Origin of the sequence: Streptomyces fildesensis (genome assembly GCF_016107395.1) — a bacterium.
In the GTDB taxonomy this organism is placed as follows: domain Bacteria; phylum Actinomycetota; class Actinomycetes; order Streptomycetales; family Streptomycetaceae; genus Actinacidiphila; species Actinacidiphila fildesensis.
Map to the genome: position 1 here is coordinate 211,047 of NZ_JAAIKO010000001.1, position 20,035 is coordinate 231,081.

The 20,035-nt window shown below is 71.0% G+C and carries 23 protein-coding genes; 12 read left to right on the forward strand and 11 right to left on the reverse strand.

The features are described from left to right. Nucleotides 1–10 precede the first annotated feature (10 nt). The 3 genes from C6N31_RS46025 to C6N31_RS00865 all read right to left on the reverse strand — a co-directional run bounded on the left by C6N31_RS46025 (nt 11) and on the right by C6N31_RS00865 (nt 2,650). Complete coding sequence (locus C6N31_RS46025) at nt 11–103, reverse strand: Ms4533A family Cys-rich leader peptide (RefSeq protein WP_368860151.1); 93 nt, start codon at nt 101–103, stop codon at nt 11–13. Between the two features lie 82 nt (nt 104–185). After that, nucleotides 186–1,616 carry a DUF3152 domain-containing protein gene (locus C6N31_RS45835; RefSeq protein WP_244809396.1) on the reverse strand — a complete coding sequence of 477 codons (1,431 nt, stop codon included), beginning with the start codon at nt 1,614–1,616 and terminating at the stop codon, nt 186–188. Between the two features lie 8 nt (nt 1,617–1,624). Continuing rightward, a complete protein-coding gene (locus C6N31_RS00865) occupies nt 1,625–2,650 on the reverse strand; it encodes an alpha/beta fold hydrolase (RefSeq protein ID WP_138350980.1) in 1,026 nt (341 codons plus the stop codon). Nucleotides 2,651–2,755: 105 nt separating this feature from the next. On the opposite strand from C6N31_RS00865, the gene C6N31_RS00870 reads away from it, so the two are divergent. The 4 genes from C6N31_RS00870 to C6N31_RS00885 all read left to right on the forward strand — a co-directional run bounded on the left by C6N31_RS00870 (nt 2,756) and on the right by C6N31_RS00885 (nt 4,529). Then, nucleotides 2,756–2,992: an Rv3202a family protein gene (locus C6N31_RS00870; RefSeq protein WP_138350981.1), complete on the forward strand. Its 237-nt coding sequence runs from the start codon at nt 2,756–2,758 to the stop codon at nt 2,990–2,992. Between the two features lie 102 nt (nt 2,993–3,094). Further along, nucleotides 3,095–3,736: a TetR/AcrR family transcriptional regulator gene (locus C6N31_RS00875; protein WP_138350982.1), complete on the forward strand. Its 642-nt coding sequence runs from the start codon at nt 3,095–3,097 to the stop codon at nt 3,734–3,736. Nucleotides 3,737–3,907: 171 nt separating this feature from the next. After that, a complete protein-coding gene (locus C6N31_RS00880; RefSeq protein ID WP_138350983.1) occupies nt 3,908–4,138 on the forward strand; it encodes a DUF3107 domain-containing protein in 231 nt (76 codons plus the stop codon). Between the two features lie 112 nt (nt 4,139–4,250). Continuing rightward, on the forward strand, nt 4,251–4,529 hold the full coding sequence (locus tag C6N31_RS00885; protein WP_138350984.1) for a hypothetical protein: 279 nt from the start codon (nt 4,251–4,253) through the stop codon (nt 4,527–4,529). 46 nt (nt 4,530–4,575) lie between these two features. On the opposite strand, the gene C6N31_RS00890 is transcribed toward C6N31_RS00885, so the two are convergent. Next, the gene (locus C6N31_RS00890; RefSeq protein WP_374117421.1) at nt 4,576–5,313 is read right to left on the reverse strand and encodes a ferritin-like fold-containing protein; all 738 of its coding nucleotides are present in this window, start codon (nt 5,311–5,313) and stop codon (nt 4,576–4,578) included. A gap of 458 nt (nt 5,314–5,771) precedes the next feature. On the opposite strand from C6N31_RS00890, the gene C6N31_RS00895 reads away from it, so the two are divergent. Both C6N31_RS00895 and C6N31_RS00900 read left to right on the forward strand, forming a co-directional pair. Then, complete coding sequence (locus C6N31_RS00895) at nt 5,772–7,370, forward strand: DEAD/DEAH box helicase (RefSeq protein ID WP_417791749.1); 1,599 nt, start codon at nt 5,772–5,774, stop codon at nt 7,368–7,370. 130 nt (nt 7,371–7,500) lie between these two features. After that, on the forward strand, nt 7,501–8,358 hold the full coding sequence (locus C6N31_RS00900; RefSeq protein ID WP_198357006.1) for an alpha/beta fold hydrolase: 858 nt from the start codon (nt 7,501–7,503) through the stop codon (nt 8,356–8,358). A 4-nt stretch (nt 8,359–8,362) separates the two neighbouring features. Here the strand turns inward: C6N31_RS00900 and C6N31_RS00905 are convergent, their stop codons facing one another. Beyond that, nucleotides 8,363–9,259 (reverse strand): NYN domain-containing protein, encoded by an 897-nt coding sequence (locus C6N31_RS00905; RefSeq protein WP_138350987.1) that lies wholly within the window; start codon nt 9,257–9,259, stop codon nt 8,363–8,365. A gap of 124 nt (nt 9,260–9,383) precedes the next feature. Here C6N31_RS00905 and C6N31_RS00910 point away from each other — a divergent pair, with 124 nt between their 5' ends. Further along, nucleotides 9,384–9,524: a DUF8834 family protein gene (locus C6N31_RS00910; RefSeq protein ID WP_187145002.1), complete on the forward strand. Its 141-nt coding sequence runs from the start codon at nt 9,384–9,386 to the stop codon at nt 9,522–9,524. 84 nt (nt 9,525–9,608) lie between these two features. Here C6N31_RS00910 and C6N31_RS00915 read toward each other — a convergent pair whose 3' ends face one another. The 4 genes from C6N31_RS00915 to C6N31_RS00930 form a co-directional block, all read right to left on the reverse strand. Next, entirely contained in the window at nt 9,609–10,217 is a 609-nt protein-coding gene (locus C6N31_RS00915) for a MarC family protein (protein WP_138350988.1), read from the reverse strand. Between the two features lie 145 nt (nt 10,218–10,362). Beyond that, nucleotides 10,363–11,220 carry a PHP domain-containing protein gene (locus tag C6N31_RS00920; RefSeq protein WP_198357007.1) on the reverse strand — a complete coding sequence of 286 codons (858 nt, stop codon included), beginning with the start codon at nt 11,218–11,220 and terminating at the stop codon, nt 10,363–10,365. An 82-nt stretch (nt 11,221–11,302) separates the two neighbouring features. Then, complete coding sequence (locus C6N31_RS00925; protein ID WP_138350990.1) at nt 11,303–11,941, reverse strand: DUF6758 family protein; 639 nt, start codon at nt 11,939–11,941, stop codon at nt 11,303–11,305. Nucleotides 11,942–12,106: 165 nt separating this feature from the next. Then, nucleotides 12,107–12,694, reverse strand: coding sequence for a suppressor of fused domain protein (locus tag C6N31_RS00930; protein WP_138350991.1), 588 nt, complete (start codon nt 12,692–12,694; stop codon nt 12,107–12,109). A gap of 425 nt (nt 12,695–13,119) precedes the next feature. Between C6N31_RS00930 and C6N31_RS00935 the strand changes: the two genes are divergently transcribed. After that, complete coding sequence (locus tag C6N31_RS00935) at nt 13,120–14,235, forward strand: magnesium and cobalt transport protein CorA (protein WP_138350992.1); 1,116 nt, start codon at nt 13,120–13,122, stop codon at nt 14,233–14,235. A 26-nt stretch (nt 14,236–14,261) separates the two neighbouring features. Here C6N31_RS00935 and C6N31_RS00940 read toward each other — a convergent pair whose 3' ends face one another. After that, a complete protein-coding gene (locus tag C6N31_RS00940; protein WP_138350993.1) occupies nt 14,262–15,230 on the reverse strand; it encodes a DMT family transporter in 969 nt (322 codons plus the stop codon). A 153-nt stretch (nt 15,231–15,383) separates the two neighbouring features. Here C6N31_RS00940 and C6N31_RS00945 point away from each other — a divergent pair, with 153 nt between their 5' ends. Continuing rightward, nucleotides 15,384–15,911, forward strand: a complete 528-nt coding sequence (locus C6N31_RS00945) for a hypothetical protein (protein WP_138350994.1) — start codon at nt 15,384–15,386, stop codon at nt 15,909–15,911. Between the two features lie 33 nt (nt 15,912–15,944). Here the strand turns inward: C6N31_RS00945 and C6N31_RS00950 are convergent, their stop codons facing one another. After that, the gene (locus C6N31_RS00950) at nt 15,945–16,670 is read right to left on the reverse strand and encodes a hypothetical protein (RefSeq protein ID WP_164295276.1); all 726 of its coding nucleotides are present in this window, start codon (nt 16,668–16,670) and stop codon (nt 15,945–15,947) included. Between the two features lie 285 nt (nt 16,671–16,955). Here C6N31_RS00950 and C6N31_RS00955 point away from each other — a divergent pair, with 285 nt between their 5' ends. Genes C6N31_RS00955 through C6N31_RS00965 form a run of 3 tightly spaced genes read left to right on the forward strand, consistent with a single transcriptional unit; the run spans nt 16,956 to nt 19,990 of the window. After that, nucleotides 16,956–18,269 (forward strand): magnesium transporter MgtE N-terminal domain-containing protein, encoded by a 1,314-nt coding sequence (locus C6N31_RS00955; protein ID WP_138350996.1) that lies wholly within the window; start codon nt 16,956–16,958, stop codon nt 18,267–18,269. Continuing rightward, on the forward strand, nt 18,259–18,813 hold the full coding sequence (locus C6N31_RS00960) for a DUF1003 domain-containing protein (RefSeq protein WP_138350997.1): 555 nt from the start codon (nt 18,259–18,261) through the stop codon (nt 18,811–18,813). The genes C6N31_RS00955 and C6N31_RS00960 overlap by 11 nt, the downstream gene beginning before the upstream one ends. A gap of 19 nt (nt 18,814–18,832) precedes the next feature. After that, nucleotides 18,833–19,990, forward strand: coding sequence for an Mrp/NBP35 family ATP-binding protein (locus C6N31_RS00965; protein WP_138350998.1), 1,158 nt, complete (start codon nt 18,833–18,835; stop codon nt 19,988–19,990). Nucleotides 19,991–20,035 lie beyond the last annotated feature (45 nt).

The following is a 20,035-nucleotide window of genomic DNA, read 5'->3' on the forward strand; positions in this document are numbered from 1 at the left end:
GAACCGTGGGTCACCGACAGAGAATGTCGGCTACGCAGATTTCGGCCACGCCGATGAGCACCAGCTTGATGCTGGCGTCCTCGGGTGCGTGGCGGTGCGACATGGGAGAAGAGTGAACGACGATCCCGCCGATGTCAAAATCCGGTCGGCGGGATCATTCGTGCTCAGGCGGTCGAAACCGCTGGTCAGGCCTTCGGGAACGGCCAGGCGTTGGGCTTGCAGGTGGGGCCGCCGTCGAGCGACAGGAACTTCGTCTGCTGCATCATGACCGGCGCGAGCTCGCCCGCCTTCGGGCAGCCGACGTGGCCGTGCCCGAGCCGGTGGCCGACCTCGTGGTTGATGAGCATCTGCCGGTACTCGTGCATCCGGTCGGGGCCGAACGTGACGGCGCCCTGTGCCCAGCGGAACGCGTTGATCATGGTGCGCTCGGTGGACGCGGCGTCACATGACACATTGTCAACGGTGATGTCCAGGCCGGATTTCGCACACCACTTAGCAGTGGTGCCGGGGCTGGCGAGCGTGACGACGATGTCGACGGGGCCCGATGACACCCGCTCGAACGTCTTGGTCCCGCCGTGCCCCCAACTCCGGTCGTCGTTCAGGGTGGTGAAGACCGTCCGGGTGAAGAGCGCGGAATCGAGCGGCAGGCCCTTCTCCACGTCCACCCGGAAGCGCAGCACCTTCCCCTTGCCCGGCGCCGGGTCGTGTCCCGGCATCGTCTGGAACTGGCCGCTCAGGGCCAGCTTGGCGTCGAGCGGGTACTGCCTGGCCATCAGCTGGTCGTAGCCGGCGACGGCCACGGCGGGTGCGTTGGAGGGTGCGACGCCGGGCGTCGGACGGTCCTTCGACCGTGAGGCCGCGTCGCTGCCGTCGCGGGTCGCGCCGTCGGAGGCCCCGGCCTCGCTGTGTCCGGCGCCACCGCTGCCGACCTGCCCGGCGACGACCACGGCGAGCACGGTCACCACCGCGGCGGCGGCGATCCCGGTGAACGTACGGCCCTTGCCACCGCTCTTCCGGCCGGTGTCGGCGGCCGTGGCCTCCGGCAGGTCGGAGTCCAGGACGGGCTCCGGCTCCGGCTCCGGAACCGTCTCCTGCTCGATGCGCTGCCGGGGTATCCGGCGGCCGGGCGGGGCCTCGAAGGACTGCGGCGGGAGGACCGGCTCGTCGAACGTCTGCCACTGGCCGGTGTCGTACGGGTCCTGGACGGGGTGGACGGACTGCTGGAACGTCTGCCACTGACCGGTGTCGTACGGATCCGGGACGGGGAGGACGGGCTCGTCGAACGTCTGCCACTGACCCGTGTCGTACGGGTCCGGGAGCTCGTCCGGCCGGTAGCCGGTGCTCCGGCCACGGCCGCTCTCCGCCGCCCAGCCGTCCTGGGCGCCCCAGGCGGCGTGCTCACGGTGCTCGGGGTGCGGGCGGGAGTCCGGGTGGTCGCCGACGACGTAACCGCCGTCGTAGCGGGCGCCCGGCGCCGGAGCCTGGGACGGGACGGAGACGGGAACGCCGACGTCACCCCGGCGTCTGCGGCCCTGGCCTGCACGACCGCCACCGAGGGTGCTCGATATGTCGTTGTCGCGGCTCTGCCGGCCGCCGCCCGCGCTGTGTTTCCCCACGCCCTCAATCAGCTCCTGCTCGCCGCGTCGCTCGTCGTGTCGTTCATTACGCGAGCGCCCGTCTTTTCGTTCACCGCGTGACCGTCCGTCTGATCGAGCAGGTCCCGGAAGGCCCGTGCCACCACGTCAGGGTGCTCCATCATCGCGACGTGCCCGCTGTCGGGCAGCGTCACCAGCCGGGAGTCGCGGAACGCCTGGGACGCCTTCCGCGCCATCCGGAAGGAGACCAGCTTGTCGCGCCCCCCGTAGACCAGCAGCGTCGGCGCGAGTACCCGCTCCGCCTGCCGCCACAGAGAGTGTTGTCCACCCAAGGTGTACGCGTTGACGATGCCCCGTGTCGAACGGACCATCGCATCCCAGAAGTACGGGAGTGCGATCCGCCGTTCGTACTCCTCGACCGCCTCCGCCCGCGCCCGGTCACCGACCGACGAGGCGTCGCCGTAACACAGCGTGAGCAGTTCCTGGGTCCGCCGCTCGGCCGGCCAGTCCTTGGTCGCCCGCAGATAGAGCGCCGGGATCCCCGGCATCGAGACGAACGCCGTCGGCCACGCGGTGCGCTGCGGCGGAAGCTCCGGCAGCGCGGGCGAGACCAGTGTCAGCGTCCTGACCAGGTCGGGACGGGCCGCCGCGACCTTCGTCGCCACCGCGCCGCCCATCGAGTTGCCGAACAGATGGACCGGACCCCGCTCGCCGGACTCGATCAGCCGGACCACCGCCCGGGCGTGTCCGGCGATCGAGTAGTCACCGTCGTCCGGCGGCGGCGAGAAGCCGAAGCCGGGCAGATCCGGTGCCTGACTGTCGAGCCGGTCGGCCAGCCGGTCCATCAGTTGTGTCCAGTTCTGCGACGAACCGCCCAGTCCGTGCACAAGAACGGCCGGTTCGAGTCCGTCGCGCTCCGAGGTCCGCTCGCGGACCACCAGAGAGAGACCGGGCAGGCTCACATTTCGCTGCGTTTCCCCTGGTCCGAGCCGCGGCCCCTGCGGGGGGACGGCTGCGGGAGCGATCGCAGCTTGAGGAGACTCCGTCGAGGACATGGGGCAATGTTACGAGACGATCACGCATGCGCCTGTGTGTTCGCCCTCACAGGCTGCGCTCAGGACCCCGCGCTCCTACGCTCGACAGTAAGGAAGGGAGTCACCGTGTCCGACGAAGTCCAGATTTCCGAGGATGAATTCGAGGCCGCCGCCGACGATCCGGCCATCGAGATGGACATCGAAACCCCCGAAGCCGATGCCGCCGAGCAGCACACCGATGTCGTCCACCGCGACGACGTCCCGGCCGGGGAGGACTCCGATTCGCCCGTCGCGTCCGCCGATCCCGCGGACGTCGCGGAACAACGTCGTGTCGTCAACCTGGACGAGGAGGACTATCGCTGAAAGGTTCCAGGTAGTGAGAATGTGCTCTCGCACCGCGCACAGCCCCGTTACCGAAAAGTACGATGGCACCCGCAGTGTTCCTTCAACAGATTGGGAGGCGGCGTGACAGCCATCGAGCACACTCAGGCACGCCCGCGCGGCACCCGCCTGCCCCGCCGGGCCCGCCGCGAACAACTCCTGGGCGCGGCCCAGGAAGTGTTCGTCGCCCAGGGCTACCACGCCGCCGCGATGGACGACATCGCCGAGCGGGCCGGCGTCAGCAAGCCGGTGCTCTACCAGCACTTCCCGGGCAAGCTGGAGCTGTATCTGGCGCTGCTCGACCAGCACTGCGAGTCACTGCTGCAAGCGGTGCGTACCGCACTGGCCTCCACCTCCGACAACAAACTGCGCGTCGAGGCGACCATGGACGCCTATTTCGCGTACGTGGAGGACGAGGGCGGCGCCTTCCGGCTGGTCTTCGAATCGGACCTGACGAACGAGCCCGCGGTCCGCGAGCGCGTCGACAAGGTCTCGCTGGAGTGCGCCGAGGCGATCTGCGAGGTCATCGCGGAGGACACCGGGCTGCCCCGCGAACAGTCGATGCTGCTGGCCGTCGGCCTCGGCGGCGTCTCCCAGGTCGTGGCCCGCTACTGGCTCTCCAGCAACAGCCAGATCCCCCGGGACACCGCCGTCAACCTGCTGACGTCGCTGGCCTGGCGCGGTATCGCCGGTTTCCCGCTGCACGGCACGGACGGCCACCACTGACGGCCGCCGGCCACCACTGACGGCTGCCGCGGACGGCCACCGCCGGTTATTCCCCGTCGCTGTTCGCTACCGGCGTTCATCATCTTCGGATTCCACCCCTCCGAGCCCGGCTAGTGTTTCCTGCGTACGGCGCGAAGACGCGCACACCGCCAGACCTGGAGGTACAGAGCCGTGGAGGTCAAGATCGGCGTGCAGCACGCGCCGCGCGAGATCAGCATCGAGAGCGTGCAGTCGGCCGAGGAGGTCGAGAAGGCCGTCGCTGACGCCCTCTCCGGCGCGTCGCCGCTCCTGAGCCTGGTGGACGAGAAGGGCCACAAGGTCCTCATCCCCGCAGCCAAGATCGCGTACGTGGAGATCGGCCAGCCCGCCAGCCGGAAGGTCGGCTTCGGCGCGTCGATGTGACGACGGCGGAGGGCTCGCACCGTAATCGGGTGCGAGCCCTCCGTTTTGTCCGGCTCCCCGAAGGGGTAGGACCGTTATGCAACGGTCGGCCCCCTCGGGAAGGACCCCGTACATGTGGGAAGCAGTCGCATTCGCCGCGCTCGGTCTGGGCATCGCCTACGCCGCCACGCACTTCTTGCCCGAACGCTTCCCGTCCCGCGTCCTCGTCCTCGCCACCGGTCCGATCGCGGCCCTGGTCGGAGGTCTGATCACCCGTACGGTTCTCGGCGCCGGCCACGCGGCCGTGACGCTCCCGGTGTCGGCGCTCGTCGCGGCGGCGCTGCTCAGCCTGCTCCTCCGCCCCGCTGACGACCGGCGCTTTCTCCGCCACTCGGTCGCGGGGCGGGCCTGAGGACCACAGCTGAGGACCACAGCTGAGGACCAGGCCTGAGCGAGGGTCAGGCAGCCAGCCCGAGTGCCGCCATCCGCTTGGTGTGCGCTTCGGTGATCCGGGTGAACATCCGGCCGGCCTCGGCCAGGTCGAAACCGCCGGCCACTCCCCCGACGAGCATCGTGGACAGCGCGTCCCGGTCGGCGACGACGCGCTGCGCCTGTGACAGCGCCTCACCCATCAGCCGCCGCGCCCACAGCGCGAGCCGGCCGCCGACCCGCGGGTCCGCCTCGATGGCGGCGCGGACCTTCTCGACGGCGAAGCTGGCGTGGCCGGTGTCGTCCAGTACGGCCAGCACGAGCGTGCGGGTGTCGGTGTCGAGCCGCGCCGCGACCTCGCGGTAGAAGTCCGAGGCGATCGAGTCGCCGACGTAGGCCTTGACCAGACCCTCCAGCCAGTCCGACGGAGCGGTCTGCCGGTGGAACTCGTCCAGCGCGGCGCCGAAGGGTTCCATGGCTTCCTTCGCGGAGGCCCCGATCTCGGAAAGCCGGTCCCGCAGCCGCTCGAAGTGGTGGAATTCAGCCGCCGCCATGGCGGCCAGCTGAGCTTTGTCCTCAAGCTCCGGCGCGAGCTTCGCGTCGTCCGCGAGGCGTTCGAACGCGGCCAGTTCGCCGTAGGCCAGCGCACCCAGCAGATCCACCACCGCGGCCCGGTAGTGGGGGTCCGCGGAAGCTCCGGCCCAGTCCAGGGCAGCGATTCCGGTGGCAGGTGCGGTCGTCTCGTCAGGCGTCTCCATGCTGCGCACAATAGCCAAGTCCGGGTCCCGCCGGACCACCCCCGTAGCCCCCGCCGAAACATTTGATCGGGTGCAGCTGCGTGTTTCCGGGGTAGAGTGGTAATGCACTCCGCCGATTTTCGGCAATTTCCTGTGCACTGTACGCAGTATCTGGATGCCCGGTCGGTGGCCCGATCGGCTCCTACACCGACCGCCCTCCTGACAGCAGGAGGGGCCCACTCGCGGCATGTGCGAGGGCAGCGGTCCCGCGCTTCTCAGCCACCCACGGCTGGACGACACCTGCGCGGTCAGCGCCCGGCGTTCCTTTCCGGACGCGGACGCTCGACCCCCCTCACAGCCCAGTGCCGCGTCTCACAGAAGAGGCAAGCATCCTGACCACCACGACTTTCCGCAGCCTCGGAATCCTTTCCGAGACCGCCGAAGCCCTTGAGGCTGTCGGCATCATCAATCCGTTCCCGATCCAGGAGATGACCCTTCCGGTCGCCCTGGCGGGCAATGACATCATCGGCCAGGCCAAGACCGGCACCGGCAAGACGCTGGGCTTCGGCCTGCCGCTGCTGGAGCGCGTCACGGTCGCCGCCGACGTCGAGGCCGGCCGCGCCAAGGCCGAGGACCTCCCCGACGGGCCGCAGGCCCTGATCGTCGTCCCCACCCGTGAGCTGTGCCAGCAGGTCACCAACGACCTGCTGACCGCCGGCAAGGTGCGCAATGTGCGCGTCCTGGCCATCTACGGCGGCCGCGCCTACGAGCCGCAGGTCGAGGCCCTCAAGAAGGGCATCGACATCGTCGTCGGCACCCCGGGCCGGCTGCTGGACCTCGCGGGCCAGAAGAAGCTGAACCTGAAGTCGGTGCGCGCCCTCGTCCTGGACGAGGCCGACGAGATGCTGGACCTGGGCTTCCTGCCCGACGTCGAGCGGATCATGGCCATGCTGCCGCCGAAGCGCCAGACGATGCTGTTCTCGGCCACCATGCCGGGCGCGGTCATCAACCTGGCCCGCCGCTACATGTCGCAGCCCACGCACATCCGCGCCACCTCGCCGGACGACGAGGGCGCGACTGTCGCGAACATCACGCAGCACATCTTCCGCGCGCACTCCATGGACAAGCCGGAGCTCGTCTCCCGCATCCTGCAGGCCGACGGCCGTGGCCTCGCGATGATCTTCTGCCGCACCAAGCGCACCGCGGCCGACATCGCCGACCAGCTCGCCCAGCGCGGCTTCGCCTCCGGCGCGGTCCACGGCGACCTGGGCCAGGGTGCTCGTGAGCAGGCCCTGCGCGCGTTCCGCAACGGCAAGGTGGACGTGCTGGTCTGCACCGACGTCGCCGCCCGCGGTATCGACGTCGACGGTGTGACGCACGTCATCAACTACCAGTCGCCGGAGGACGAGAAGACGTACCTCCACCGCGTCGGCCGCACCGGCCGCGCCGGCAAGACCGGTATCGCGATCACGCTGGTCGACTGGGACGACATCCCGCGCTGGAAGCTCATCAACAAGGCGCTGGACCTGCCGTTCGACGAGCCGGAGGAGACGTACTCCACCTCCGCGCACCTGTACGAGCTGCTCAACATCCCGGCCGGCACCAAGGGCATACTGCCCCGGGCCGATCGGACCCGTGCCGGCCTCGGCGCGGAGACCGTCGAGGACCTCGGCGAGACCGGTGGCCGCGGCAGGACCGGTGGGCGCAAGCCCGCCGTCGCCGCAGCGGCGACCGTGACCGAGGAGCGTCCGCCGCGGACCCGCACCCCGCGTCAGCGCACCCGCACCCGTGCCGGTGAGACCGTCGCCGGTGAGACCGCCGTCGTCGCGGTGGATGCGGCCGCGGCCGTGACCCCGGTCATCGACGTGGCGGACACCGAGGGCGAGGCGAAGGCGGCCCCGCGCCGCCGTCGCCGTACCCGCGCCGCCGCTCCGGCAGCGGAGGGCGCTCCGGCCGCGGAGGGCGCTCCGGCGACCATGGTCGAGGCCGCTCCGGCCGAGGCTCCCACCGCCGAGGGTGACGAGGCCAAGCCGGCCCGCCGCCGTCGTCGTACCCGTCCCGCGAAGGCCGAGCCGGCCGACAGCTGACCGACCCGCGGAACAGCACAGCGGAACAGCACCACCAGCAACGCCGACGCCCCCGGTTCTCCACCGGGGGCGTCGGCGTTCTGTCGCTGTCCGCAACCTGTCGTACACACGCGTCGCGTAATCTCACGGCATGAGCAGACCGCCGACACTGGAGCTGCCCGAAGGGGCCCGTGCGTACCGCCTCGCCACCGCGAGGGGCGACTTCGCGGTGCTGGACGCCGGAACGGCGGTCCTGGGCACCGCCCTGCTGGTGCCCGGGTTCACCGGGAGCAAAGAGGACTTCATCGCGCTGCTCGAACCGCTGGCACTGGCCGGCTACCGGGTGGTCGCGGTCGACGGCAGAGGGCAGCACGAGACGGGCGGCCCGCCCGAGGAGATCGCGTACACCCAGGCCGAACTGGCCGCCGACGTCCTCGCGCAGACCGAGGCGCTGGGCGGTTCGGGTCCGGTGCACGTACTGGGCCACTCGCTGGGCGGGCTGATCGTGCGGGCGGCGGCGATCGACGCGGCACCGCCGTGGACGTCTCTGACGATCATGAGTTCCGGGCCGGCCGCCATCGACGCCGAGCAGCAGGCCAGGACGCGGATGCTCGTCGAGGCGCTGCCCGCGATGGGGATGGAGGCGGTCTGGCAGGCGATGCGCGACATGGACGCGGAGAACGCCGACGCGCCGGACGTCCCGCCCGCCATCGCGGAGTTCCTGTACCGGCGCTGGATGGGCAATGTCCCCGAGCAGCTGATCGCGACCGGCAAGCAGCTGATCGCGGAGCCCGACCGGGTCGCCGAGCTGGCCGCCGTACCGATCCGCACGCTGGTGCTCTCCGGCGACGTCGACTACGCGTGGCCGCCGGAGTGGCTCGACGAGATGGCGCTGCGGCTGGGCGCGCGGCGGGTGGTCATCAAGGGCGCCGAGCACTCACCGAATGTGGACCAGCCGGAGGCGACGGCCGAGGCGCTGATCGATTTCTGGAGCCCGAAGGGCGAGTGAGGAGTCAGAGCTGGGCGGTGAGGTGGTCCCAGAAGCCGTCGCGCAGCGAACGTCGCAGGTCGGCGTGGGCGCGCAGCGAGATGCCGAGCAATCCCTCGGCTTCGACGAGCAGTTCCTGGTCGTAGGCCGGCGGCAGATAGGGCCGGCCGGGCAGCAGTTCCGCGAGGGTGTCGCGGCCCCGGACGGCGAGCCACTGGCCGGCCACCCGGGCGCCCACGAAGTGCACGTCCGCCCGCGAGGGCACCGGCGCGTCACCGTACTCGGGCACGGGTCGCCGGGTCAGATACGGCTTGCAGAACTCGAGGTCGAAGGTGCGCTGGCTGTCGACCTCCCAGAGCAGGGGGTCCGCCTGGTTGCGTCCTTCGGTGGCCTCGATGCCCCACAGGTGCACCCGCGCGCCGTAGCCCTGGGCCGCCTCGACGGCGGACACCAGGTCCTCGTCACCGCCGATGAGGACCGCGTCGCTGATGGCGCGGTGCCGGGCGAGCGATTCGAGGTCGGTGCGGATGAGGGAGTCGACGCCCTTCTGCTGGCGGCTGGCGTTGAGGTTGCCGAGCCGGACCTTGACGTCGGGGAGTTCGGCGATGCGCTCCTGCTCGCGGGTGTGGATCCGGCGGCGGGCGCCGTCGTACCAGTAGACGCGGAGCAGCCGGCTGTCCGGGAAGAGCGAGCGCGCCTTGTCGATGAACGCCTCGATGATGCCCTCGGCGTCCAGGTCGAAGGTCTGCCGGTCCTCGGTGCCCGCGACGAGGCGGCCCGCGGCGGCGTAGACGTAGCCGGCGTCCACGAACACGGCGTGGGTGGCGGGGGTGGTGGCGACTTCGGCCAGGACCCGCTGCAGGAGCTCGTTGGTGCGCTCGATACCGGCGGCCATGGCGGCCAGCGCGTTGTCGTTGTCCATAGGTCCGCCATTGTCCCGTACTCGTGAGTACTTAGGCTCGGAAAAGTTTTCATTAGCGTAGGGAATGTTTTAGTGAGGGGGTTCGTTGACTACTCATGGACAGTGCGACGAAGGGAGAAGCACCATGCGCTTCGAGATCATGCGACTCGACGACCGGAACGGCACCGCTGTGGACAGCACAGTCGTGGACGCCGCCGCCGTCAACAAGATCGTCCAACAGGCCGCGGCCATCGGCCAGCGGATCTACATCCGACCGGCGATCTGAGACAGCATTCGACGACGGCGCCCCTGTACGCAAGACGTACAGGGGCGCTTCTGCGTCCGGTGGGCGCCACGGGGGCCGTCCGGGTCAGCCCTCGCCGTGCACGAACCCCAGCACCCCGTTGGCCACCTGCTGAACGGCGATGGCCGAGAGCAGCATCCCGGACAGCCGGGTCACCAGCACCACACCGCCCTCCTTGATGAGCCGGATGATCGCCAGCGAGTAGCGCATGACCAGCCACAGCACGACGTGCATGGCGGCGATCGCCAGCCACACCGACGCCTGCTCGCCGAAGCCGTGGGCGTTCTGCACCGCCAGGATCACGGTCACGATCGCACCGGGCCCGGCCAGCAGCGGCATCCCCAGCGGCACCAGCGCGACGTTCACGTCCTTGGTCTGGGTCGGCTCGTCCATCTTGCCGGTGAGCAGGTCGAGCGCGATGAGCAGCAGCAGCAGACCGCCGGCGATCCGCAGCGCGGGGACCGAGACATGCAGGTAGTCGAGGATCTGATGGCCGAAGAGGCCGAAGACGGTGATGACGCCGAAGGCGACGGAGGCCGCCTGCCAGGCCATCCGGCGCTGCACCTTGGTGGCGCGCCCGGAGGTCAGCGCGAGGAAGATCGGGGTGATCCCGGGCGGGTCCATGATCACGAAGAGCGTGACAAAGACCGACCCGAAGAGGGTGACGTCGAGCATTTCAGTGGGGGCTTTCCGCGGTGGGCCGGCAAAACGGGCGGGGCGCCGGCGTCTGAGGCCGGGGCATCAGGACGCACGGCGGGAACGAGCGGCGAGGAGGCGGCGGGACGCGGGGCGCCGGGGCCGCCGGGGGGCGGGAGGAGCGCTAGACGGCGCTGATCGGGACCGCGCCGGTCGCCCTGCGCGCGATCTCCCGGTACACCTCGGGGTCGGTGACGAACTCCCCGAGCCGACAGGCCTTGCGGCTGCCGTGGTAGTCGCTGGAGCCGGTGGCGAGCAGCCCCGTCTCGGCGGCGAAGCCGCGCAGCCGGGCCCGGCTGGCCTCGTCGTGGTCCATGTGGTCCACCTCGATGCCGTCGAGTCCGGCCGCCGCCAGAGCGGCTATGACGCGCTCCGGAACGGTCTCGCCGCGCTTGTGGGCGCCCGGGTGCGCGAAGACGGTGACCCCGCCGGCCGCCTTCACCAGGCGTACGGCGTCGAAGGGGTCGAACTCGTGCTTCCCGACGTACGCGCGGCCGTCGTTGGCCAGCCACCGGTCCGTGAACGCGTCCGAGACGGTGTCCACGACGCCGAGGTCGACGAGCGCGGTCGCGATGTGCGGCCGGCCCACGGAGCCGTCACCGGCGATCGCGGCGACCTGCTCCCAAGTGACCGGGACGCCGAGCTCCTGGAGCTTGCCGACCATGGCCCGCGCACGCGGCACCCGGTCGTCCCGTACGAGCTCGCGCTCCCGGAACAGCTCGGGCTCCACGGGGTCGAAGAGGTACGCCAGCATGTGCATGCTGATGCCGTCGACCTTGCAGGACAGCTCCGCGCCGGTCACCAGCGTCAGCGGCGACCCGAGGTCGTACAGCGCCTTGGCGGCCTCGTCATGGCCGCCGACCGTGTCGTGGTCGGTGATCGCCACGACGTCGAGACCCTCGGCGGCGGCGTTGCGCACCAGCTCGGCGGGGGTGTCCGTACCGTCCGAGGCCGTGGAGTGGGTGTGCAGGTCGATGCGCACGGCACGGCTCCCAACGGCGCTAGGCGGTATACGGCACAGGCTTTCGGAAAATAAGGATAGCGGGCCGGGGAACCTGCGAATCTCAGGAGAGCAGCCGGGGAGACAGCGCACCGCACGACAGCAGGTCGACTTCCGCCCCCGCGTCCCGCAGATCGGTGAGCACCAGCTCGTCGTACATCATCAGCCCGGACTGCTCGGGCCACACGATCGCCCAGAGCCACAGCCCGAGCGCCTCGCCCGCGAAGACCGCCCGGTCACCGGGCGCGTCCTCCACATGCCACAGCGGGGTGGGCCGGCCCGCGGCCAGCACCTTGGTGTGCGGGGACCGGTCCACACACATCGAGGGGCCGGGATCGGGTCCCTGGATGCCCGCGTAGCGCGCTCCGAGGCCCACACCCAGTTCCTCGGCGATCAGCAGCAGCTCACCGGGGCCGCCGAGCGGCCCGGGACCGGAGCAGGCCACGGCGGTCGCCCGCCCGCCGCTGCGGTCGTCGCCCGCGGAGGCCACCCCGGAGAACAGCCAGCCGACCGGCAGCGGCCAGGGCATCCACACCGGTACCTTCGCGCGGTGCACCACCACCCCGAGCGCCTCGACGCTCGGCGGGACGACCGGCTGGAGCGGATACACGGTCCCGTGCACGCCGCACTGCCAGGCATCGGCGAAGAGGCCGGGCGCTCGCACCCGGCCACCACACTTCGGGCAACTGGGTTCGCCCCTCATAGAGCCCAACGGTCCTCCCGCGACGTGCCCGCGTCAAGGACGATCACCCGTCCGGCGTCGAGGGATCAGCCGTACGCACGGCGGGACGGGCTCCAGGGGCGGGACTTGTGGGGACGGAACGTGCGGCGGGACGTACGACGGGCGGGTCCGGACGGGTCGGCCGGGTCAGTCGGTGAGCGGTACCGACGCCCGCAGCGGGTCGCGCAGATCCGTGCCGTACTTCAGCCAGCGTTCCTGCAGCGCGGCGCCGCCGTGGACGCGCTTCCAGGCCGCCTCGTTCGGTGTCATCGGCAGCACGGGGAAGAACCGGACCGGGTCCAGCGGTTCGTCCAGGCCGAGGTCCTCGACCAGGCCGCCGGGCTCCGCGACCAGCACGGCGGAGAACGGCGCGCCGGTCCACAGCGGTCCGCCGACGTCCAGCGAGGCGCCGGGAGCCACCACGACGCCCTCGACCTGGGGCGAGGCGGCGAGCACGGCGAGCGGCCGCAGCACCTGGTCCACGGGGGCGAGCCCGGCCCGTACGGACAGCACCAGTTCGGCGCGCGGGCCGCGCAGCGGGTCGGCGACGGTGGCGAGGGGATCGCTCATCGGCTGCCGCGACATGCCGAGCGTCGCGTAGCGCAGCACATCGCCGTCGACGAAGCGCAGCACCTCGATACGGTCGGTGCCGAGGAAGGTCACCGCCGCCCTGCTGTGCCGCTCACCGAACGCCGAGTGCAGTCGCGCCTCGACCAGCTGAAGAAGATCGCCCATACCGCGGAGCATAGGTCCGCCGTGCCCGCGACAGGTAGGGGAACCGTATGGAACAGGCAAAGCCGGGCAGGAGCGCTCCGGGCGCTTGCTAAGGTGGGGCGTTGGCCCGCCGTGAAGTCCGGCGCTGCCATGGGTATACGTCATCCCTCAGCGGGGATCGGCCGGAGGAGGTGGGGTTGACATGGATCATAGTCGACCTTGCAGTCCTGCCCGCTCTTCCTTCCGCCGCCTCGCCGGCTGAGTCTTCGCGTTCCATACCCAGCACCGTCGCCGGGAAACACGGAAGTTCTCACTTCCCCATGGATCCGCGCCCGCCGCGGGCATCGCGCCGGAAGAGCGCCCTGAACTGCCTTGTGATCACCCTGCCTTGATCAGCATTTCAGTGCGGCTTCCGTGCCGTCGGCCAGTCCGTGAAGGAGCTTGCCATGTCGATGATCCGTGACCTGCGTGCAGTGGTCCGTCCCTCCCTGCGCAAGAGCGCCGTTTCATACGACTACGGCGCGACCCGTACGCCGAGCGCGACGAGCGCGGTCGTGGACTGCGCCGTCTACCGCGACGGCGCGCGCTGCAGCGACCACATCGACCCGGCCGTCGCGCTGGAGAAGGTGCGCACCGGCAGCCGCAGCGAGGGCTTCGTCTGGATCGGTCTGCACGAGCCCACGGAGCAGGAGTTCGCCGGCATCGCCGAGGTGTTCGGGCTGCACCCGCTGGCCGTCGAGGACGCCGTGCACGCCCACCAGCGCCCCAAGCTGGAGCGCTACGACGACATCCTGTTCACCGTCTTCAAGACCATCAGGTACGTCGAGCACACCGAACTCACCGCGACCAGCGAGGTCGTGGAGAGCGGCGAGGTCATGGTCTTCACCGGCCGGCACTTCGTCATCACCGTCCGGCACGGCGGCCACGGCTCGCTGCGCGCGCTGCGGCACCGGCTGGAGGAGGACCCCGAGCTGCTCGCCAAGGGCCCCTCGGCCGTGCTGCACGCCATCGCCGACCAGGTGGTCGACGACTATCTCGCCGTCACCGAGGCCGTGCAGGACGACATCGACGACGTGGAGATCGACGTCTTCTCCGCCGCGCAGGGCAAGTCCGCGCGCGGTGGCGACGCCGGCCGGATCTACCAGCTCAAGCGCGAGGTACTGGAGTTCAAGCGCGCCGTCTCACCGCTGCTGCGGCCGATGCAGCTGCTCAGCGAGCGGCCGATGCGGCTGATCGACCCCGAGATCCAGAAGTACTTCCGCGATGTCGCCGACCACGTGGCGCGGGTCCACGAGCAGGTGGTCGGCTTCGACGATCTGCTCAACTCGATCCTGCAGGCGAACCTGGCGCAGGCGACCGTCGCGCAGAACGAGGACATGCGCAAGATCACCGCATGGGCGGCCATCCTCGCCGTCCCGACGATGATCACCGGGGTGTACGGCATGAACTTCGACCACATGCCGGAGCTGCACTGGCGCTACGGCTACCCGATGGTCCTGTGCGCGACAGTCGCCATCTGCTTCAGCATCCACCGCGGATTCCGCCGGAACGGCTGGCTGTAGGTGGCCGCTGCCGGCAGTGGTGGTGGTCAGGCTCCCCCGGGCGTCGCCGGCAGGTCTGCCGGCACCGGGCCGGCCTTCCGGTCCGCCAGGATCACCAGTGCCAGGCCGGCGAGGATCACTCCGAGCGCCGGGTAGGCCATCGCCGGCGGGGTCTGGCCGAGCCAGAGTGCCGCGATGAGGGCCGCGCCCGGTGTCTCCAGCAGGATCGCGGTCGAGGTGGTGGACGGGCCGAGCCCGTGCACCACCCGGTTCAGCAGCGAGTGGCCCAGCAGCTGCGCGGCGACGGTGAGCGCGACGAGCTTCAGCCAGGTCTCACCGCTGTACCCGCCCAGCGAGGCGCCGGAGACCAGGCACGCGACGAGCAGCGCGACCGCGGTCGTCGAGTAGCAGATGTAGGTGTACGCGGTGGTGCTGGCGGTCCTGCGGACCTCGGCGCCCAGCAGGACGTACGCGGCCGCCGCCATGCCCGCGCCCAGCGCGAGCGCGTCACCGGCCAGCGCGCGGGTGTCGGTCGACATGTCGATACCGGTCAGGATGATGACGCCGACCACGGCCAGCAGGGTGCCCGCCCACACCATGCGGGGCGGCCGGTGGCCGCGTATCCGCAGGATGATCGTGGTCCAGATCGGGGTCGTGGTGCACAGCGCGGTCGAGGTCGCGACCGACGTCATCGACAGACTCGGCAGCCACAGGCCGAAGTGCAGTGCGAGCGTCGCGCCCGCCGCCACCGACAGCAGCAGCGAGCGGCGGCCCATCCGGCGCAGCTCGCCGAGGTTGCTGCGCAGCACGAACGGGGTGAGCACCCCGATCGCCATGGCGTTCCGCCAGAACGCGATGGCCAGCGCCGGGGCGGCGGTCGCCGCGATCAGCGGCGCGGAGAACGAGACGCCGGCGATGGCGACGGCCAGCAGCGTCAGGTCCAGCGGCCGGTGCGCGACCGCTGCCGCGGGGGGCACGGCGACTGGCGGGGCGACGGTGCGCGGCTCGGCGGACACGGGTTCTCCTCGGTCGGAACAGGGTCTCCGACCAGCGTAAGGGCCGTGACAAGAGCATGCTCCTGTCGTCCAGCGCTTGGACCCGCCTGGAGGGCCGCAGGGAACGCCGCGGAGCACGCCGCGGGGAAGGGCGCACCGAATAAGGTGAGCCCCATGACGGAAACCGCCGAACAGACCGCCCTCGTCGAGGAGGCCACCAAGAAGTCCGGCCTGGTCTGGGTCCAGGCCCCGACCGGCCGCCCGCCGCAGGCGGTGTGGCACGCCTGGGTGGACGGCGCGATGTGCGTGGTCGGCGGCGGCCCCGGGGAGCAGCCGCTCGGCGGGCTGACCGACGGCGGCACCGCGGTCGTGACGGTGCGCAGCAAGGACAAGGGCGGCCGGCTGGTCGCGTGGCCCGCCACCGTCTCCGCGCTCGTCCCCGACAGCGACGGGTGGACCGCCGCCGTCGAGGAGCTCAAGGGCAAGCGGCTGAACGCACCGGACGCCGAGACGATGACCGTGCGCTGGGCGCGTGAGTGCCAGGTGCTGCGGCTCGTACCGTCAGGACCGCCGAGCGAGCAGCCCGGCACCATGCCGGACGGCTCGGGTGCGGCCGGCCCCGTTCCGTCGCCCGCCACGACCCGGCAGCCGATGCCGGAGGCGCTGCCGCGGCTGCTGGCCCGCCGCAGGAAGCGCGGCTGACGGTAGTACCCGGATCGTACGGCCGGGGCGGCGTCAGCCGCCCGAGGTGCCCGTCACGGACTTGCCGTAGTCGACGACATGGGCGGCGTCCGGCGCCGCGAGGGCGAAGTCCTTGCCCCAGTCGGCGAGCGTGAGGGTGCCGGAGCCGCCCGCGCGTTCGTACCGCAGCGGGTAGGGGCTGCCCTCCAGGGAGACGTCGAGGGTGCCGCCTCCGCCGCCGTCCGCGGCGAGGGCGATGGTGCGGGTGCCGTTGACCTTGCGGTGGTCGCCGGTGGACAGCTCGCCGTTGAGCGCGAAGAGCGCGTCGAGCAGCACCTTCTTGTCCGTGAAGCCACTGAACTGCTGGTAGGCGGGGTCGCCCGCCGGCACCTTGACGTACTTGTCCTTCAGCTTCGCCGCGGCGGCCTGGCTGTTCTTGTCGGAGCCGGCGTCACCGTAGAAGTCGGCGCCCGCCTTCAAATACAGGTCGTCGTCGACCCGCAGCAGCTGGAACGTGCTGCTCTGCGTCGAGACGTCGCCGACGCCGCCGTTGCCGCGCAGCCGCATGTCGAGCTTGTACGTCTTCCCCTTGCTGACCACGGTGCCGGACAGCCGGACGGTCTGTGCCGCGGCGGCGGCGTCGCGGGCTCGCTGCTCGATCGTCTTGGGGGGCAGTTTGGCGACCCCGTTGGTCCCGGCGTCCGGGTCGCCGCAGCCGGCGAGGGTCAGTCCGGCGCACAGCGCCCCGACTAGAACAACGGATCGGCGGCCGGGAAACACGTGTTCTCTTCCTCCAGCGGCAGGGGAACGGTGGTGGGGAGACCCGAAGCTACCGCAGCGTACAGCTCCCTGCCGAGACCCGGACCGCACCATTCCACGGGCGACCTGGAGCCTGTGGCCTGCCAGGGCCTGCCCGGTGCCTGCCTGGTGCCTGCCCGGTGCCTGCCCGGTGCCTGCCCGGGGTCGCCCGCCGCCCCGCGGAGCAGCACCGTGCGGCAGCCAAGATCCGAGCGGGTTAGCCTGACAGCGACGAACCGTGACCCGCACGACGCCAGGAGGCACCGCATGGCCGCAGGTGCCCCGCGCGTGTTCATCTCCCACATCTCCGGTGTCGCGGTCTTCGACCCGGGCGGCGACCAGGTCGGCCGGGTCCGGGACCTTGTCGTCATGCTGCGGGTCGGCGGGAAGCCGCCGCGGGTGCTCGGGCTGGTCGTCGAGGTGGTCAGCCGGCGGCGGATCTTCCTGCCGATGACCCGGGTGACCGGCGTCGAGTCCGGCCAGGTGATCACCACCGGCGTCGTCAACATGCGGCGCTTCGAGCAGCGGCCGACCGAGACCCTGGTCCTCGGCGAACTGCTCGACCGGCGGGTCAGGATCGTCGCGACCGGCGAGGAGGTGACGGTGCTGGACATCTCGATGGTGCAGCTGCCAGCCCGCCGCGACTGGGAGATCGACAAGGTCTTCGTCCGCCGGGGCAAGGGCGGTGCGCTGCGCAGGCGCGGCGAGACGCTGACCCTGGACTGGTCCGCCGTGACCGGCTTCTCCCTGGAGGAGCACGGACAGGGCGCCGAGAACCTGCTCGCCACGTTCGAGCGGCTGCGCCCCGCCGACCTCGCGAACGTGCTGCACCACCTGTCGCCCAAGCGCCGCGGCGAGGTCGCCGCCGCCCTGGACGACGACCGGCTCGCCGACGTCCTGGAGGAGCTGCCGGACGACGACCAGGTGGAGATCCTCGGCAAGCTCAAGGAGGAGCGCGCGGCCGACGTCCTGGAGGCGATGGACCCGGACGACGCGGCCGACCTGCTCTCCGAGCTGCCCGAGGTCGACCAGGAGCGCCTGCTCACGCTGATGCAGCCGCAGGACGCGGCCGATGTGCGCCGGCTGCTCTCCTACGAGGAGCGCACGGCCGGCGGCCTGATGACCACCGAGCCCATCGTGCTGCGGCCCGACGCGACGATCGCCGACGCGCTCGCCCGGGTCCGCAACCCCGACCTGTCCCCCGCGCTCGCCGCCCAGGTCTATGTCTGCCGGCCGCCCGACGAGACCCCGACCGGCAAGTACCTGGGTCTGGTGCACTTCCAGCGGCTGCTGCGCGACCCGCCCTTCACCCTGGTCGGCTCCATCGTCGACACCGACCTGCTGCCGCTGCCGCCCGGCACCCCGCTGTCCGCGGTGACCAGCTACCTCGCCACGTACAACCTGATCTCGGCACCCGTCGTGGACGAGAGCGGATCGCTGCTCGGCGCGGTGACGGTCGACGACGTGCTGGACCACCTGCTGCCCGACGACTGGCGCGAGACCGAGCTGCACGGCGCGGCCGGCGCGTACCACGTCGGTGAGGCCCGCCCGGACGAGAACAGGCCCGCCGATGCCCGCTGACGTGGAGCGCGAGCGCGCGAAGACACCGGGCGGCTCCACCGCCGCGCCGCGGCACCGGGTCCGCCTGGACCAGCCCCGCCCGACCCGGCGGCGGCTGCTGCCGGCCTACGACCCGGAGGAGTTCGGCCGGTTCTCGGAGCGGATCGCGCGCTTCCTGGGCACCGGGCGCTTCATCGTCTGGATGACGGTCCTCATCATCCTGTGGGTGCTGTGGAACGTCTTCGCTCCGGACTCGATGCGCTGGGACCAGTACCCCTTCATCTTCCTGACCCTGATGCTCTCGCTCCAGGCGTCGTACGCGGCCCCGCTGATCCTGCTCGCGCAGAACCGGCAGGACGACAGGGACCGCGTCACCCACGAGCAGGACCGCAAACAGAACGAGCGCAGCATCGCCGACACCGAATACCTGACGCGGGAGGTGGCGTCGCTGCGGATGAACCTCGGGGAGGTCGCCACCCGCGACTGGATCCGTTCCGAGCTCCAGGATCTGCTGAAGGAACTGGAAGAGCGGCGTGACGAAGGCGACGCCGGAACCGACCGGTGAGCGCCGTACCATCGACCGTATGGCTACCGACATTCACGGATCCGCTCCGACCGCCGACGCCGTGCGCGCGGCGCTCGCGACGGTGAACGACCCGGAGATCCACAAGCCGATCACTGATCTCGGCATGGTCAAATCCGTGGACATCGCGGACGACGGCACCGTGAAGGTCGCCGTCTATCTGACGGTGTCGGGCTGCCCGATGCGCGAGACGATCACCACGAATGTCACCACGGCAGTCGAAGGGGTACCGGGCGTCACCGGTGTCACCGTCGAGCTGGACGTCATGAGCGACGAGCAGCGCAAGGAGCTCGCCGGCAATCTGCGCGGCGGCACCGCCGAGCGCGAGGTGCCCTTCGCCCAGCCCGGCTCGCTGACCCGGGTCTACGCGGTCGCCTCCGGCAAGGGCGGCGTCGGCAAGTCCTCGGTGACGGTGAACCTGGCGGCGGCGATGGCCGCCGACGGCCTCAAGGTCGGCGTCGTGGACGCGGACATCTACGGCCACTCGGTACCGCGCATGCTCGGTGTCGAGGGCCGGCCGACGCAGGTCGAGAACATGATCATGCCGCCGTCGTCGCACGGGGTGAAGGTCATCTCGATCGGCATGTTCACCCCGGGCAACGCGCCCGTGGTGTGGCGCGGCCCGATGCTGCACCGCGCGCTGCAGCAGTTCCTCGCCGATGTGTACTGGGGCGACCTGGACGTCCTGCTGCTGGACCTGCCGCCGGGCACCGGCGACATCGCGATCTCCGTCGCGCAGCTCGTCCCGAACGCCGAGATCCTCGTGGTGACGACGCCTCAGCAGGCGGCCGCCGAGGTCGCGGAGCGCGCCGGGTCCATCGCGGTGCAGACCCACCAGAAGATCGTCGGCGTCGTGGAGAACATGTCCGGGATGCCGTGCCCGCACTGCGACGAGATCGTCGACGTCTTCGGCAGCGGCGGCGGCGAGCGGGTCGCCGAGGGCCTGACCAGGACCACGGGCGCGACGGTGCCGGTGCTGGGCCAGATCCCGATCGACGTACGGCTGCGCGAGGGCGGCGACGACGGCCGCCCGGTCGTCCTGAGCCACCCGGACTCCGCCGCGGCGCTCGCCCTCAAGGCGATCGCCGGCAAGCTCGGCGGTCGGGCCCGCGGCCTGGCGGGTATGTCGCTGGGGATCACCCCGCGGAACAAGTTCTGAGTTCATGACGGTGCCCCCGGCCGCAGTGCGGTCGGGGGCACCGTC